The organism is Morganella sp. GD04133, from assembly GCF_029835375.1.
GTDB lineage: Bacteria > Pseudomonadota > Gammaproteobacteria > Enterobacterales > Enterobacteriaceae > Morganella > Morganella morganii_B.
Genome location: NZ_JAODZS010000021.1, coordinates 17,576 through 33,943 on the forward strand (window position 1 = coordinate 17,576; position 16,368 = coordinate 33,943).

12 protein-coding genes are annotated in these 16,368 nt (G+C 53.6%); 9 read left to right on the top strand and 3 right to left on the bottom strand.

The window, feature by feature from the left end:
- The first annotated feature begins 23 nt into the window (after positions 1 to 23).
- From N7387_RS11720 to N7387_RS11730, 3 genes are read left to right on the top strand one after another with little or no spacing between them, the layout of a single operon-like run.
- Entirely contained in the window at positions 24 to 2,603 is a 2,580-nt protein-coding gene (locus N7387_RS11720; protein ID WP_279799107.1) for a molybdopterin-dependent oxidoreductase, read from the top strand.
- A gap of 11 nt (positions 2,604 to 2,614) precedes the next feature.
- Complete coding sequence (locus tag N7387_RS11725; RefSeq protein WP_004235968.1) at positions 2,615 to 3,157, top strand: DMSO/selenate family reductase complex B subunit; 543 nt, start codon at positions 2,615 to 2,617, stop codon at positions 3,155 to 3,157.
- A gap of 11 nt (positions 3,158 to 3,168) precedes the next feature.
- Positions 3,169 to 4,023, top strand: a complete 855-nt coding sequence (locus N7387_RS11730) for a DmsC/YnfH family molybdoenzyme membrane anchor subunit (RefSeq protein ID WP_279799109.1) — start codon at positions 3,169 to 3,171, stop codon at positions 4,021 to 4,023.
- Between the two features lie 50 nt (positions 4,024 to 4,073).
- Here the strand turns inward: N7387_RS11730 and N7387_RS11735 are convergent, their stop codons facing one another.
- From N7387_RS11735 to mtnN, 3 genes are all read right to left on the bottom strand, one after another.
- A complete protein-coding gene (locus N7387_RS11735; RefSeq protein ID WP_274370211.1) occupies positions 4,074 to 5,042 on the bottom strand; it encodes a macro domain-containing protein in 969 nt (322 codons plus the stop codon).
- Between the two features lie 208 nt (positions 5,043 to 5,250).
- Positions 5,251 to 6,057, bottom strand: a complete 807-nt coding sequence (btuF, locus tag N7387_RS11740) for a vitamin B12 ABC transporter substrate-binding protein BtuF (RefSeq protein ID WP_279799112.1) — start codon at positions 6,055 to 6,057, stop codon at positions 5,251 to 5,253.
- A complete protein-coding gene (gene mtnN, locus N7387_RS11745; protein ID WP_279799114.1) occupies positions 6,054 to 6,755 on the bottom strand; it encodes a 5'-methylthioadenosine/S-adenosylhomocysteine nucleosidase in 702 nt (233 codons plus the stop codon). The genes btuF and mtnN overlap by 4 nt, the downstream gene beginning before the upstream one ends.
- Before the next feature lie 115 nt (positions 6,756 to 6,870).
- On the opposite strand from mtnN, the gene dgt reads away from it, so the two are divergent.
- From dgt to pyrG, 6 genes are all read left to right on the top strand, one after another.
- Positions 6,871 to 8,382: a dGTPase gene (gene dgt, locus N7387_RS11750; protein WP_279799116.1), complete on the top strand. Its 1,512-nt coding sequence runs from the start codon at positions 6,871 to 6,873 to the stop codon at positions 8,380 to 8,382.
- 208 nt (positions 8,383 to 8,590) lie between these two features.
- Positions 8,591 to 9,712 carry a glutamate-cysteine ligase family protein gene (locus tag N7387_RS11755; protein WP_279799118.1) on the top strand — a complete coding sequence of 374 codons (1,122 nt, stop codon included), beginning with the start codon at positions 8,591 to 8,593 and terminating at the stop codon, positions 9,710 to 9,712.
- A gap of 347 nt (positions 9,713 to 10,059) precedes the next feature.
- Positions 10,060 to 11,442 (top strand): 23S rRNA (uracil(1939)-C(5))-methyltransferase RlmD, encoded by a 1,383-nt coding sequence (rlmD, locus tag N7387_RS11760; protein WP_279799121.1) that lies wholly within the window; start codon positions 10,060 to 10,062, stop codon positions 11,440 to 11,442.
- A gap of 9 nt (positions 11,443 to 11,451) precedes the next feature.
- Positions 11,452 to 13,686 (top strand): GTP diphosphokinase, encoded by a 2,235-nt coding sequence (gene relA, locus N7387_RS11765; protein ID WP_262883072.1) that lies wholly within the window; start codon positions 11,452 to 11,454, stop codon positions 13,684 to 13,686.
- A gap of 32 nt (positions 13,687 to 13,718) precedes the next feature.
- On the top strand, positions 13,719 to 14,507 hold the full coding sequence (mazG, locus tag N7387_RS11770; protein ID WP_279799122.1) for a nucleoside triphosphate pyrophosphohydrolase: 789 nt from the start codon (positions 13,719 to 13,721) through the stop codon (positions 14,505 to 14,507).
- Between the two features lie 223 nt (positions 14,508 to 14,730).
- On the top strand, positions 14,731 to 16,368 hold the full coding sequence (gene pyrG / locus N7387_RS11775; RefSeq protein WP_072871922.1) for a CTP synthase (glutamine hydrolyzing): 1,638 nt from the start codon (positions 14,731 to 14,733) through the stop codon (positions 16,366 to 16,368).

Here is a 16,368-nt window from a genome sequence, read left to right on the forward strand (position 1 = left end):
AACCTGATGATGAGGTAAGAGCAATGTCAGACAGACAGAAAACCGGCGTAACCCGCCGTTCATTTCTGAAATGGACGTCGGCGGCATCCGCCATGGCGGCACTGCCGTTAAGCAGACAACTTCACGCGGCCACCCCGGCACCGGCACAAACCACTCCGGCGGCAGCGACTGCCGCGAAAGGGCAGTGGAAACCTGTCGCCTGCTGGCATAACTGCGGCGGGCGCTGTGTTAACAAAGCACTGGTGGCCGATGGTGTGGTGGTCAGACAAAAAACCGATGATGTGGTGGCGGATTCCCCTGACTTCCCGCAGCAGCGCGGGTGTCTGCGCGGTCGTTCCCAGCGCAAACAGGTGTTCGGAGCCGATCGCCTGAAATACCCGATGAAACGCAAAAACTGGGCACCGGGCGGCGGGGACAAAACGCTGCGCGGACGTGACCAATGGGTGCGTATCAGCTGGGATGAGGCACTGGATATTGTGGCCTCCGAAACCAAGCGCATCACCGGACAATACGGCAATGAATCCCTCTGGGTCACCGGCGGTAACGGCACAGATTTCCAGAGTGTGTTCTCCGCCGCCGGGGGTTTTACAGGCGACTGGGGCACCACCTCCTGGGGCGCATGGTTTGAAACCCCGGCCCATCTGGGGCTGCTGGAGGGATTCTACACCTTCGGCACCAATGACCGTTTTGATATGCGCAACTCACAGCTGATTGTGATGTGGGGCGCGAACCCGGCGTGGTCCAGCCCGGGCAGCCCGACTTATAACTATTATCAGGCGAAAAAAGCCGGGGCGCGTTTTATCAGTATCGACCCGAGCTATACCGCCACCGCAGAGCTGATGGATGCGGACTGGTATCCGATCAACCCGGGGACAGACCACGCGCTTGCTCTGGGGATCATGCATGCGCTGCTGGAGATGGACAGCCCGGAAAATCCGCTGATCGACTGGGAATTCCTGCGCCGCTGCACCGTCGGTTTTGATGAGAGCAATATGCCGTCAGGGGCGGATCCGAAGAAAAACTTTAAGGATTATCTGCTCGGCACCTACACCGGCAAGCCAACCACGCCGGAATGGGCGGCGGATATCTGCGGTATTTCCGCATCGGACATCCGCTCACTGGCGCGTCAGATCGGCGGCACACAGCGCGTGGCGCTGTTAACCGGCTGGGCACCGGCACGTATTCATAACGGTGAGGGATGGGTTCAGGCATTCTCAACACTCGGGTTTATGACCGGACACATGGGCCGCCCGGGCCGCATGACCGGCGCGTGTTGTCACTATGCTGCCGGGAACAACGGTACCCGTCTGGTGATGGCCGGGGCGAACGGCTTACCGGCGGTGAAAAACCCGGTCACTCTGAAAATCAACCACAACGAACTGAACCGCGCCCTGCTGGAGAAAAAATTCCGTCAGCGCGGCGTCGGGGATGTGGATGCCAATATTCAGATGATTTTTCATCCGTTTAACGCCACCTTACAAACCCGCGCCAACATTATGAAGGGAATCGAGGCTTACCGCAGCGGCGTGGAATTTATTGCAACCGCAGCGTATGTCCCGCATACCTGTGCAAAATATTCCGATGTGATCCTGCCGGTAACAACTGAGTGGGAGCGTGAGGGGACCATTCTTAACCCGAGTAACCGTGAGGTTATCATTGCTGCGGTGAATGTGACTCAGCCGCTGTATGAAGCGAAAAGCGACCAGTGGATCGCCAAAGAGCTGGGTAAACGCCTGGGTGTCAATGTGGATGAGATCTTCCCGATCTCCGAAAAACAGCAGTTCTTCAATAAACTCAACGGTGCAACCATTATTACTGAGGATGGTGTCACCAAAGCGCCGCTGTTTACCATCACTCAGGCAGATATTGATGAGTGGCAGGTAACCGGTACGCCGCAGGAAGGGCGCATCACCCTGAATGAATTCCTGACCAAAGGGAAGTATCAGGTGGAGCGCACCCCGGATGATAATTACGGTTATATCGCGTATGAGGACTTTATCCGCGATCCGGCGGCGAATCCGCGCCCGACGCCGAGCGGTAAGTTTGAAATCTACTGCGAAACCCTGGTGGAGAAAGCGAAAGAGTGCGGCTGGACAGAATTACCGCCGATTGCCGAATACATCCCGTCAGCCAGTGGTTATGAAGCCAGCTTTAAAGATTTCAGCAAAAAAGAGAAAGGGGATTATCCGTTCCAGGTTTATAACCCGCACTATCTGCGTCGTTCACACAGTACCCTTGATAACGTGCCGTGGCTGCGCGAGCAGTGGCCGAGCCCGATCTACATTAATGCCTCCGATGCCAGACGTCTGGATATTAAACAGGGCGAAACCGTCCTTGTGACCAGCCCGCAGGGCAAAATTCTGCGTCCGGCACTGGTGACCCAGACCATGAAACCGGGGGTGGTTGCACTGCCGCACGGCAGCTGGACCAATGTGGATGAAACCACCGGGATTGATATGGCCGGGGCGGATAACACCCTGACCATTCAGGTACCGACCGGACTGGGCACCTCCGGGTGGAACACGATGCTGTGTAATATCGAAAAATGGCACGGTGAGCAATTAACTGACGATGCGCGTCTGCCGCAGCGGATTATCGGATAAGGGGCACAGACATGGATAACCAAGTTGGATTTTATATAAATGTCGCCGCCTGCATCGGGTGCAAAACCTGTGTTGTGGCGTGCAAGGATAAGAACGATCTCGAGGTCGGGCGTAATTTCCGCCGGGTGTATGATATCGAGGCCGGGGAATATCCTCGCCCGCGCCGCTGGCACCTCTCCATTGCCTGCAACCATTGTGACGATCCGCAGTGCGTCAGCCATTGCCCGACAACCGCGATGCATAAGCGGGAAGAGGACGGGGTGGTGCTGGTGGATCATGATAAGTGTGTGGGCTGCCGTTACTGTACCTGGGCCTGTCCGTATGAAGCACCGCAGTTTGATCCGGCGATCGGCATGATGACCAAGTGTGATACCTGTCTGGATCTGCGGGAGCAGGGCGGCAATCCGATGTGTGTGGATTCCTGTCCGATGCGCGCCATTGAGTTCGGCCTGATCAGCGAACTGCGCAAAAAATACGGCACCAATGCCGATATCGGCGGTCTGCCGAGCTCATCCATTACCCGGCCGAACCTGGTTGTCGGCACCAAAGGATAAGGAGAATGATCATGCATGAACTGCCTCTTGTTATATTCACCTTATTTATGCAGGCTTCGGTCGGCTGTCTGGTGATCACGTTACTTTGTTATTTCCGTCTGTTCGGCTGTACGGATGCCCGCACTGCGATGAAATGGGTGCGTGTTCCGCTGGTTGCTTCTTTCCTGCTGGGCTGTGCCGGATTACTCGGCTCCCTGTTCCATATGGGGAATCCGTTCCATATGTTTTACACCATGCTGCACGTCTCGACGTCATGGATGAGCCGTGAAGTCTGGGCGACCGCCATTTATATGGCGCTGCTGTTCTTCAGTGTCGCGCTGCTGCTGTTAAAACAGAAGGTGAACGGCTTCCTGCTGCTGTTAAGTGCGGCGGCAGGGCTGGTGTATATGTATGCCATGTCCGCACTGTATGCGAACACCTTGTTTAACCTGTGGGGCGGGCTGTTTACCTATGCCGGATTCTTCGGCACAGTGCTGCTGACCGGCGGGATGATCGCCGGTCTGCTGCTGGTGACGGCACTGGGCTTTGCCCGTGAGGATGTGCTGATTCAGCGTGTGGTGAAGATTTCCCTCGCCGCCGGTGTGACCGGACTGCTGCTGATGCTGCTGAGCGCATTATCACTGCTCGGAAATATTGGTGGGCCAATCTACGCCGGGATGACGCCGCGTGTTATGCCGGAAGGGCTGCTGAACCTGAATATCATCCGTGTGGTGCTGATCGGGCTGGGGATGTTTTTTGCCGGTCGTCTGCTGTGTCAGAAAAATGCACAGGTCACTCACGGCACACTGATGATGGCTCTGGCGGTCATCTGTGTATTTGCCGGTGAAGCGGTCGGGCGTGTGGTGTTCTTTTCACTCGGCGCGTAATGCGTTGTACGAAACAAAAATCCGGACGCTTTCACGTCCGGATTTTTTTATCAGCGGGTCAGAATGACATCCCCTAAGATATTGTCTTTCAGCAGGCCGCCGTTTTTCGCCTGGAACAACACAAAATCAATATCCCGCGCCTGATAGCGCTCACGCAGAATGGTGGTGATCTCTTTGATCCCCTTACCCTGCAATAATCCGTCAATCATCATTGCCAGCAGCAAAGACTGATCACTGTAGGTCAGCGGATTCAGTGATCCCATGACCCGGTTGAGATAGTGATCGAAGACCGGCAGCGGGTTTTCCGGGTGTTCACGGTTTAGCTTAATCTGCACATCGATCACGGTATTAAAATCAAGACCGTAATGCGCAATCCGGTCACGCAGATCATTCACATAGCGATCAACATCATCGGAATAGAGCCTGCTGATGGTGCCGCTGAATGTAAACAGTGTCATGCCGTTCAGGCGCTGCAAAATATACAGGGCAATATAAAGATTGTAGCGTGACGGGATCAGCAGGCAGTTATCAATCCACCAGACCAGCACATGATGCGGGCTGATGCTGTCATCAATATATTTGACCGGCGGATAGATTATGATGTCGGTATCCGTTAATTCACCGAGATGTGTCTGGATCAGATTATCCACCTGACGCCACTCCAGCCCGCCGCTGCCGCAGCCGAGTGCCGGAATAGCCACGGATTTCAGTCCCTGCTTTTTAATCAGAGCTTTCAGTTCGCGCAGACCATTTTCGATAAATTCATAACCGGAAGGGGAATCCGGTTGATTCCGGGTCGGGAAGTTAATAATAATGCGGCCGCGTTCATCCGTTACTGATAACTGACCGGCACTTATTTTATTTTCTTTGCATAAGGCTTCATAGGCGCGTGCATTTACCGGATAATCCAGTTTGAACTGATAGGCAATTCCTTTTCCCATAATGCCCTGACAATTAACGGCATTGACCAACGCCTGAGCGTCAGATCTCAGTAAATCACCTTTGAGGTATTTAATCATCGTTACAGTCCATTTCTTTATTCAGTCTGTGGCATTGTCGCCTGCTCCGGCGCTGACGGGTATCGGAATCTTCTTGGGTTTACGGAATAAGAATAGTCGCTGAAAGAATAAGTAATAATGACAAAAGAAAGCTGAATTAAATATAATAAAATAAAAAAGAGAATATACCGCATAATAAGCGGCATATTATTAACATGATATATTCATATCAGGTGTTATTTATTTTCTCACACAATTCTTCCGCCGCCTTTAACAGCCGGGGGGTACCGCGCTGGAACCAGTCGGCATTAATTGTAATCACCGGCACATCAAGCTGCGGAGACCAGAAGCGCTTTACATTCTCCACTTCGCGGTTATCCCCGGAGATAAGGATCATGTCCGGTCTGCGGGTCAGTACCTGCTCGCGGTTAACCTGCGGCCAGGGCACCGGGCTGTCGGCAAACACGTTTTTACCGCGGCACAGTGTCACCACTTCACTTTGCAGGGTGGTGCCGGACGCGGTGAAAATCGGGTTCTGGCCGAACTGGAGAAAAATCCGTTTTTCCGGTTTATCGCCGTAGCGGTTTTTCAGGGCGTCAATCCCGCTGCGCATATCGGCAGCCGTTTTTTCCGCCAGTGCCGGTTGCGGGCTGTAGGGCGCGAGGCGATCCAGATCATCCGCAATCTCATCAAGGTTGCGCGGATCAAAATACTCGACGTTGATCCCGAGATGTTCCAGCTGACTCAGCGGGCGCTGCGGGTTGCCGCCGCGCCAGGCCATGATCAGATCCGGTTTCAGGGCAATAATGCGCTCAAGGTTCAGTCCCTGCCAGCTGGACACCTGCTCGATGTTTTTCGCTTCCGGCGGGTAATCCGCGTTGGCACTGACACCGACCAGGTTATCCCCCAGACCGGCGGCATACGCCATCTCCGCCAGTGACGGGGAGAGGGCGATCACCCGCTGTGCCGCTGCCTGTGCTCCGGCGGATGCCAGCAGAAACAGCAGACCGGCGAAGCGCAATGATCGTCTGATCATTTCAGTGAATCAATATTGGCGAGGATTTCCGCCACCATCAGAGACGACTGCTTTGCTGCCAGCGGCAGAAACTCATCAAAACTGAGATGCGAGGCTTTATCTGCCACATCAGAAATTGCACGAACCACCACAAACGGTACCTGATACTGATGGCAGACGTGGCCGACAGCCGCACATTCCATTTCCACTGCCACGACTGACGGGAAGGCGGCACGGATACGCGCCAGCGGCTCTGCGCCGTTGATAAAGGCATCACCGCTGCAAATCAGGCCGCGCACCGCGTTCAGGCCGAGGGTCTGAATACATTTTTCAGTCAGTGCGATAAGACCGGCATCGGCGATAAAGGCCGGCGGGCATTGTGCCATCTGGCCCGGCTCATAACCGAAGGCCGTGACATCCGCATCGTGATAACGGACTTCCGAGGAGACAACGATATCGCCGACATTCAGGTGCGGCGCGAGGCCACCGGCAGAACCGGTATTAATCACCACGTCCGGCTTGCACAGTTCCAGCAGCAGGGTGGTACCGATCGCTGCCGCCACTTTGCCGATACCGGATTTGAGCAGTGCAACATCAACACCGTTAATCTGACCGGTATAGATTTCGCAGCCGCCGTGGCGGAGGGTCTGCATGTTGGTAATCTGATCACGCAGCAGGGTTACTTCCTGCTCCATCGCACCTATGATACCGACTTTCATTATGTCATACTCCCTGAATAGAAATTGAACTGCATAATAACGGATTAGCAACAGTTTATCACCGAATCCCGGCGGGTGGTGTCTTTTCCCGTGCGGATAAGAAGACGGAGGCGACGTGCCGGTTATTGATTTTAAAAAGAAGCTGAATTTTCACCGCCAGTTTGGTGCTTCTGCGGCGGGATCCGCACAAGAGTTTCTGGTGAATCAGGCATTTGAAAGTGATCGCGGCCGTATTATCAATTCTGCCGCTGTCCGTCGTCTGCAACAGAAAACCCAGGTCTTTCCGCTGGAGCAGAATTCCGCCGTCCGCAGCCGTCTCACACACTCCCTGGAAGTGCAGCAGGTCGGGCGTTATATCGCCAAAACGATCCTCAGTCAGCTGAAACAAGCACAAAAACTGGAAGAATACGGCCTGGATGAGCGTACGGATGCGTTTGAAAGTGTGGTTGAAATGGCGTGTCTGATGCATGATATCGGCAATCCGCCGTTCGGGCATTTTGGCGAGGCGGCAATTCAGAAATGGTTCAGTAACCTGCTGGGCGAGCCGCAGACCGGAGATGAGGATAATTGTCAGATTGCCGCACTGCGCCTGACCGGTTCGCCGCAGGCAGATCATCTGCGCCGTCAGCTGCGCCGGGATTTGTGTCAGTTTGAGGGCAATGCCCAGGGAATGCGGATGGCACACCATCTGCTGAAACTGAATCTGACATTTGCCCAGATAGGCAGTGTGCTGAAATATACCCGTCCCGCCTGGCAGCTGGATCCGGTGCCGGCGGAATTTGATTATCTCACCAAGAAACCGGGTTATTACTGGTCTGAAAATACGCTGATTCAGCGGCTGCGTGATGAATTACAGCTCGGTGAATTCTGCCGTTTCCCGCTCAGTTATATTATGGAAGCGGCGGATGATATTTCGTATTGCATTGCTGATCTGGATGATGCGGTGGAGAAAGGTATTCTGACCCCGGATACGCTGGTGACGTATCTGCGTCAGGAGTGGCAGGCTCTGGAAGGCTCAGCGGATTCCCCTCTGTTCCGGGATACGGTGGAACGGGCTTATCAGTCGCTTAACCGCAGTCATCACCGCAGCCCGCAGGATCAGTTTTTTATGTATCTGCGGGTTTATATCACCAATAAACTGGTGCCGTACACTGCGCAACGCTTTATTGATCACCTGCCTGCAGTGTTTGCGGGCACTTACAATCAGGCGCTGCTGGAAGATAAAAGTGAAGAGCACCGCTTGCTGAAGACCCTGAAACGGGTCGCGTTTAAGTATGTGTTTACCCATCACGAAGTGGAAGAACTGGAATTGCAGGGATTCCGAATCATCAACGGCCTGCTGGATTTTTACCGGCCACTGTTAATGATGCCGCAGGCGGATTTCGCCGATCTGGTCCGTGAAAACTTCCACAAACACTATTTTATCGAAACGCGGCTGTTACATAAGCTGTCACGCAAGCAGCGGGCGGCCTACGGGGAAGCCGTTGCCGCACTGGCAGATAAACCGCCGGAAGAGCAGAGCATCCTGGAATTTTATTACCGCGCCAGGCTGATTCAGGATTATATCAGCGGTATGACCGATCACTACGCTTACGAAGAATACCGGCGTTTTTCCGTTTGTCAGTAACCTGCTGATTAATGGCAGCCCTTTCGCACAAATGACCTGACAATTCCGGTTCAATATTACCGGAATTGTTGCTACGATTAATCCGCAGGTGTTGCTGAAATAGATTCACTGTATTCGGTAGCGGATCTGTACATTATATTGTCGCAGCCTGAATGCATTTCAGGGCTATACCGTTGCACTAAAAGTATTAACCGGGATTACATCACGTATGCAAAAAGAGTATCGGGTCGGGATTGAATTTGAATATTGGCTGACACAGTACCGGAATAAAAGTGCCGCCGGTATTCGATCCTTTGATAATATTACCCTGTCAGAGCTGGCACCTGCACTGAATAACCGCCCGGGGATGGATGACGCCTCGCTGCATAAAGGGGATGCGGGTATCAAAGCCGGTTACTGGTATGTTGAGGGCGACGAGCGTTTTTCGCCGGAAGGTCAGCTCACCGGCCAGGTTATCAAAGGGATTGAAATCCGCACGCCACCGGCAGACTCGGTGACGGCGGCGCTGGATTCTCTGCAGACCATTGAAGTGCAGCTGAGTGAGCGCCTGAAAGCGTGCGGGCTGGGGCTGGCAATCAGTGCTTATCATCCGGTTTCGCCGCGTTATCAGTTTAATCCGCCGCTGAATGCGTGGGAAAAAGTATTTCGTGAGGAGCATGCCGCTTTCCGCCACGCGGATCTGGTGATGCAGACCTGCGGGCCGGATATCAATGTTTCCGTACCGGAAATGAGTGATACCCGTGTCGTGCATGCGGTTGAAAAACTGACCTTTTTCGCGCCGTATCTGGTGGCGCTCTCTCTGAACGGCCCGCTGGAAAACGGGCAGTTATGGGGCGGTTTATCCCGCCGTACCGCACTGCGCAGTTGTCACCGTCCGGCCTGTAAAGGGTTTCTGACCAACCCGGCAGTGTATCCGCATGACTTTATTTATCCGGCACGTAACGGAGGGGAGCACGGGCGGATTGAATTCAAAGCCTTCGATGCGGTTCCGGACCCGGCGCTGTTGGGTGCATTCTGCGCGTGGATCCTCGGGCTGGTGCTGGATGATACCATCGCCTTTAATTACGGTGTGCAGCCGGACGCCCGCTTTAATGCCATTGCCCGTGAACCGTTTGCTGACCTGACCGTTTCCACCGTGATTGAGACACTGCTGAACGCGGCCCGGCGCGCGCTGGAGCAGCATGGCCTGCTGAATGAGGCGGGGCGGCTGCAGTTACTCAGCGAACGGCTGGCAAACAGAATCACGCCTGCGGATGACATGATCGCCCGTTTTCTGGTCAGCGGGGAGTTAATGCATTTCGGCGGGTTGTGGCCGGATCTGAATGCGTAACATTGTTATATCAGGATAGATTTTTATTGTTACCGGCCTGAAACCGTTATTTTTTAAATAACGGTTTTTTTTGTGCCAAAAAAATCAGCACCGGTAAGTTCATGTAAATTTATTATTTATCAGCGGCTGATATTGCGTATTATTCAGCGGGTGGTGCGGTATCAGGCATTATAAATAATGAAACCGGCAGCATTGATGTGTAACGATAAATATCATTTATCCTTTTAACAAATAGTGCTGAGGCACTATCCGGCAGTATGATATAATCAGCGCCACGCATTTTTTACCGGTTCATGACGTATTATTTGCAGTGTACCCGAAGAATCCGTTGGTCAATACGCTGCTTTATGGGAAAATCACCGGCCTCACAGACAACGTTTTTTATCATTATGGCGCAATTTTATTCTCAGCCCCGTCAGACCCCGCGGCAGTCCCGGACTGTCACCGTCACCGCTGACTCTCTCGATGCTCTCGGGCAGGGCATTGCCCGCCTTCAGGGAAAAACTGTTTTTATCCCGGATCTGATGCCGGGTGAGTCCGCACAGGTCAGGCTGACGGAAGAAAAGCGCCACTATGCCAAAGGCAGCGTGGTGAAACGCCTGTCTGATAACCCGGCACGCCGCAAACCGGCCTGCCGTCATTTCGGGCAGTGCGGCGGCTGCCAGCAGCAGCATATTCCGGTTGCCATGCAGCGGGAAACCAAAGCGGCGTATCTCGCGTATCTGCTGACCCGCGAAACGGGTGAGGTGTGCGGGGAGGTTCCTGTTCTGAGCGGGGAAGAGTACGGCTACCGCCGCCGGGCGCGGCTGGCGCTGGTGTATTTCCCGAAAACAAAACAGCTGACTATGGGATTCCGTCAGGTGCAGAGCAAATCAACAGTCGCTGTCACACAGTGTCCGGTGCTGGTTCCTCGTCTGGAGGCATTGCTGGTACCCTTACAGCGCTGTCTGTCGTCTCTGGCCGCCGCACCGGCACTCGGTCATGCGGAACTGGCGGATACCGAAAGCGGCCCGCTGCTGGTGCTGCGTCATCTGGCGCCGCTCAGTGATGGGGATTTATCCGCACTGACGGCGTTTTGTGCTGAACACAATACCGCGCTTTATCTGCAGGGCAGTGCCGGTACAGCGCCTGTGGCAGTTTGTGCGCCTTATCCTCCGCATTACGCGGTAGCCGGGTTAACATTACAGTTCAGCCCGCAGGATTTTATCCAGGTGAACGGTGCCCTGAATGAGCTGATGGTGGCACAGGCGCTGAACTGGTTGGAGCTGACAAAACACGATCGCGTGTTAGATCTCTTCTGCGGGATGGGTAATTTTACGCTGCCGGTGGCGGAACGCGCCGGTGAGGTTGTCGGGGTGGAAGGCGTGGACGCGCTGGTCCGCACGGCGCGGGAGAATGCCCGTCTCAATAATCTGGCAAATGCCGCATTTTATCACGCGGATTTGTCGCAGGATATTACCGGGGAGCCGTGGGCGGCTTCCGGGTTTAACAAAGTTTTACTGGATCCGGCACGTGCCGGGGCGGCTGAGATTATGCCGCATATTGTTGCGCTTTCCCCTGAGCGCATCGTTTATGTTTCCTGTAATCCCACAACACTCGCAAGGGATAGTCAGGTTCTGCATGGTGCCGGGTATCACCGGAATGCTGTCCGCATGCTGGATATGTTTCCGCAAACCGGCCATTTGGAGTCGATGGTGCTTTTCACAAAGACACCACCGGTCAGTCAGTAGGGAGAATGTATGGTCGCGGTAAGAAGTGCGCATTTAACACCGGCCGGTGAGTTTGACCCGGCACACTGGATTAACAGCCTCGGGCTGCATAACCCGGTGACGGGTGAAAAACTGGAAGAGGTCTGGCATTACTGTCATCAGAAGGTTGATGGACATCAGGATGCGGCGCTGCTGTTGGGGCGCGGTATTGAGATGGTGGAAATTTTATCCACCCTCAGTATGGATCTCGACAGTCTGCGCGCAGCGTTGCTTTTTCCGCTGGCCGAAGCGGAGGTCCTCGGAGAGGAAGAGATAAGCGAAGCCTTTGGTCCCGCTATCTGGCTGCTGGTCAAAGGTGTGATGGATATGGATGCTATCCGTCAGCTGAAAGCCACCCATAACGACGAAACCAGTTCGGTGCAGGTGGATAACATCCGCCGTATGCTGCTCTCCATGGTGGAAGATTTCCGCTGCGTGGTGATCAAACTGGCAGAGCGGATAGCCCATCTGCGCGAAGTGAAAGATGCCGGTGAGGACGAACGCGTCCTGGCGGCTAAAGAGTGTTTCAATATTTATGCCCCGCTGGCGAACCGTCTCGGGATCGGGCAGCTGAAATGGGAGCTGGAGGATTACTGCTTCCGTTATCTGCACCCTGATGATTATAAACGCATTGCCAGCCTGCTGCATGAACGCCGTCTTGATCGCGAAGAGTATATTGATAACTTTGTCACGACCCTGCGCAACGACATGAAAGAAGAGGGTATTCAGGCCGAGATCTACGGAAGGCCGAAGCATATCTACAGTATCTGGCGCAAGATGCAGAAAAAATCGCTCTCCTTTGATGAGCTGTTTGATGTCCGCGCCGTGCGGATTGTGGTGGAGCGCCTTCAGGACTGCTACGCCGCGCTCGGGATTGTTCATACCCATTTCCGTCATCTGCCGGATGAGTTTGATGACTATGTGGCAAACCCGAAACCGAACGGCTATCAGTCGATTCATACTGTGGTGCTGGGTCCGGCGGGTAAAACCCTGGAAATTCAGATCCGCACCCGGCAGATGCATGAGGATGCGGAACTCGGCGTTGCTGCGCACTGGAAATACAAAGAAGGCACCGCAGGCGGCGGGAAAACCGGCAGTTACGAGAACCGTATCGCCTGGCTGCGTAAACTGATCGCGTGGCAGGAAGAGATGGCTGATTCCGGCGAAATGCTGGATGAAGTACGCAGTCAGGTGTTTGATGATCGCGTTTACGTCTTTACCCCGAAAGGGGATGTGGTGGATTTACCGGCCGGCTCCACGCCGCTGGACTTTGCTTATCACATCCACAGTGACGTGGGTCACCGCTGTATCGGCGCAAAAATCGGCGGTCGTATTGTGCCGTTCAGTTACCAGTTGCAGATGGGTGATCAGATTGAAGTCATCACCCAGAAGCAGCCGAACCCTAGCCGTGACTGGCTGAACCCGAACCTGGGGTATGTCACCACCAGCCGCGGACGCGCCAAGATCCATAACTGGTTCCGCAAACAGGATCGTGATAAAAACATTATCGCCGGGCGGCAGATGCTGGACAACGAACTGGCCGCGCAGGATATCAGCCTGAAAGAAGCCGAAAAACTGCTGATCGCCCGTTATAACGTGCATTCGCTGGATGAAGTACTGGCCGGTATTGGTGTGGGTGATATCCGCATCAACCAGTTATCGAACTTCCTGCAAAGCAAACTGAACAAACCGACGGCGGAAGAGGCCGATCGTGAAGCGCTGAAAACCCTGGAAAAAGCCCCGCCGGCCAAACCGGCACCGGCTCACCAGAGCAGTGGTCGCATTGTGGTTGAAGGCGTCGGTAACCTGATGCATCACATTGCCCGCTGCTGTCAGCCGATTCCCGGGGATGATATCGTCGGCTTTATCACCAAAGGCCGGGGGATTTCCATCCACCGCGCGGATTGCGAACAGCTGGCGGAATTGCAGGAGCAGGCACCGGAACGTCTGGTGGAAGCGGTCTGGAGTGCGAGTTACTCCAGCGGCTATTCCCTGGTGGTGCGGGTGGTGGCAAATGACCGCAGCGGTCTGCTGCGCGATATCACCACCATTCTGGCGAATGAGAAAGTGAATGTTCTCGGGGTGCGCAGCCACAGTGATGTAAAACAGCAGATTGCCACTATCGATATGGATATGGAAATCTACAATATCCAGACCCTCAGCCGTGTGCTGGCAAAACTGAACCAGCTGCCGGATGTGATTGAGGCAAAACGTCACACTCAGTAAAAGGCAGAAAATCATATTCAGGAATTAATCACATGTCTGTATCAGTTGAACGCCTGCTGGCGATCATGTCGCAGTTACGCGACCCGGAAAACGGCTGTCCGTGGGACAAAGCACAAACTTATGCCACCATCGCCCCGTACACCCTGGAAGAGACCTATGAGGTTCTGGACGCGATTGAGCGGGCAGATTTTGACGATCTGAAAGGTGAGTTAGGTGACTTATTATTTCAGGTGGTGTTTTACGCGCAGATGGCGAAAGAAGAAGGGCGTTTTGATTTTGAGGATATCGCCGCCGCCGTCAGTGATAAGCTGACCCGCCGCCATCCGCATATTTTTGCCCGTGAGCAGGGGATCGGCGCGGAAGCGGCTATTGCCGGCTGGGAGCAGCGTAAAAGTGCGGAGCGTGCTGAAAAATCACAGTATTCCCTGCTGGATGATATCCCGGCAACACTGCCCGCCCTGATGCGTGCCTATAAAATCCAGAAACGTTGTGCGTCAGCAGGGTTTGACTGGGACACACTTCCGCCGGTGCTCGGTAAGGTGTATGAGGAACTGGATGAGGTGATGGAGGAAGTGAATCAGCCGCAGGTGAATGATGAGCGTGTGGCTGAAGAACTGGGTGATTTGCTGTTCGCGGTGGTGAATTTTTCCCGTCATCTGGGACATAAACCGGAAATGGTGTTACAAAAAGCCTGCCGCAAGTTTGAGAACCGTTTTCGCCAGGTGGAGAGCGATATTGCCGCCCGCGGACTGACGATAGAATCAGCAACGCTTGATGAAATGGAGAAAAGTTGGCAGGATGTTAAATACCGTGAGGAATGAGCTTAATGCTTTCAGCTAATGATTTTACCGGAGAATGAAAAGTTTTTTATAAAATGTAAGACGTTGATTAGTTAGTGTAAAAAGGCGGTTTTTACCGCCCCGGAAGCGACGGATAACCGAAAAGAGGTGACGAGATTATTTGTCGCCAAAATAAGGTTAGGGTATACTATTTTCCCGTCCTGTTATATCCATCATCTATTACACCTAAACTTTCAGGTTCAGCATGAAAACTAATTATATTTTTGTGACCGGCGGGGTCGTATCCTCTCTGGGTAAAGGCATTGCCGCAGCCTCTTTAGCGGCTATACTCGAAGCCCGTGGACTCAATGTCACCATGATGAAACTGGATCCGTACATCAACGTCGATCCGGGAACCATGAGCCCGACCCAACACGGGGAAGTTTTCGTCACCAACGACGGCGCTGAAACTGATCTCGACTTAGGTCACTACGAGCGCTTCATCCGCACCAAAATGACCCGCCGCAATAACTTCACCACCGGACGTGTTTACTCTGAAGTTCTGCGCAAAGAGCGCCGCGGCGACTATCTCGGTGCCACCATTCAGGTTATCCCGCACATCACCAACGAAATCAAAGACCGTATCATCCGTGGCGGTGAAGGTCATGACGTGGTGCTGGTGGAAGTCGGCGGGACTGTCGGTGATATCGAATCACTGCCGTTCCTGGAAGCTATCCGTCAGATGGCGGCGGAAGTCGGTCGTGAACACACCTTATATCTGCATTTGACTTTAGTTCCGTATCTGGCCGCGGCCGGTGAAGTAAAAACCAAGCCGACTCAGCACTCAGTGAAAGAATTATTATCCATCGGTATTCAGCCGGATGTGCTGATTTGCCGCTCAGACAGAGTGATTCCTGCTAACGAACGTGCAAAAATCGCGCTTTTCTGTAATGTTCCTGAGAAAGCGGTTATCAGTCTGAAAGATGTCGATTCCATTTATAAAATCCCCGGCCTCTTGAAATCCCAGGGATTAGATGATTATATCTGTAAACGATTCAGCATTAATGCTCCGGAGGCAGATCTCTCCGAATGGGAGCAGGTGATTTATGAGGAAGCCAATCCGTCAGGTGAAGTCACCATCGGGATGGTCGGCAAATATGTTGAACTGCCGGATGCCTATAAATCCGTTATCGAAGCACTGAAGCACGGCGGTCTGAAAAACCGCGTCACTGTGAACATCAAACTGATTGATTCTCAGGATGTGGAAACCCGCGGTACAGAACTGTTACAGGGTCTGGATGCGATTCTGGTGCCGGGCGGCTTCGGTTCCCGTGGTGTGGAAGGTAAGATTATGACCGCCCGCTATGCCCGCGAGAACAACATTCCGTATCTGGGCATTTGCCTGGGGATGCAGGTGGCACTGATTGACTTTGCCCGTAACCTGGCCGGTATGGCAGATGCGAACTCCACGGAATTTGATGCTGATTGTAAGTACCCGGTCGTTGCGCTGATCACTGAATGGCGCGATGAAGACGGCAATATTGAAGTCCGCAGCGAAGAGAGCGATCTCGGCGGTACAATGCGTGTCGGCGGTCAGTTATGCCACCTGACGAACAATTCTCTGGTTCGCCGGTTGTACGGCAAAGATGCGATTACTGAACGTCACCGTCATCGTTATGAAGTGAACAACATGTTACTGAAGCGTCTTGAAGATGCGGGTCTGCTGGTTGCGGGCCGTTCAGTGGACAACAAACTGGTGGAAATCATTGAGAACCCGAACCATCCGTGGTTTGTGGCCTGTCAGTTCCATCCGGAGTTCACCTCTACCCCGCGTGATGGTCATCCGCTGTTTGCAGGTTTTGTCAAAGCGGCCTCTGATAACCAGAAAGGTCTGCTAAAATAA

Coding starts and splice junctions, on each gene's coding strand:
- N7387_RS11720 (WP_279799107.1), top strand. CDS start 24: ATGTCAGACAGACAGAAAACCGGCGTAACCCGCCGTTCATTTCTGAAA.
- N7387_RS11725 (WP_004235968.1), top strand. CDS start 2,615: ATGGATAACCAAGTTGGATTTTATATAAATGTCGCCGCCTGCATCGGG.
- N7387_RS11730 (WP_279799109.1), top strand. CDS start 3,169: ATGCATGAACTGCCTCTTGTTATATTCACCTTATTTATGCAGGCTTCG.
- N7387_RS11735 (WP_274370211.1), bottom strand. CDS start 5,042: ATGATTAAATACCTCAAAGGTGATTTACTGAGATCTGACGCTCAGGCG.
- btuF (WP_279799112.1), bottom strand. CDS start 6,057: ATGATCAGACGATCATTGCGCTTCGCCGGTCTGCTGTTTCTGCTGGCA.
- mtnN (WP_279799114.1), bottom strand. CDS start 6,755: ATGAAAGTCGGTATCATAGGTGCGATGGAGCAGGAAGTAACCCTGCTG.
- N7387_RS11755 (WP_279799118.1), top strand. CDS start 8,591: ATGCAAAAAGAGTATCGGGTCGGGATTGAATTTGAATATTGGCTGACA.
- rlmD (WP_279799121.1), top strand. CDS start 10,060: ATGGGAAAATCACCGGCCTCACAGACAACGTTTTTTATCATTATGGCG.
- relA (WP_262883072.1), top strand. CDS start 11,452: ATGGTCGCGGTAAGAAGTGCGCATTTAACACCGGCCGGTGAGTTTGAC.
- mazG (WP_279799122.1), top strand. CDS start 13,719: ATGTCTGTATCAGTTGAACGCCTGCTGGCGATCATGTCGCAGTTACGC.
- pyrG (WP_072871922.1), top strand. CDS start 14,731: ATGAAAACTAATTATATTTTTGTGACCGGCGGGGTCGTATCCTCTCTG.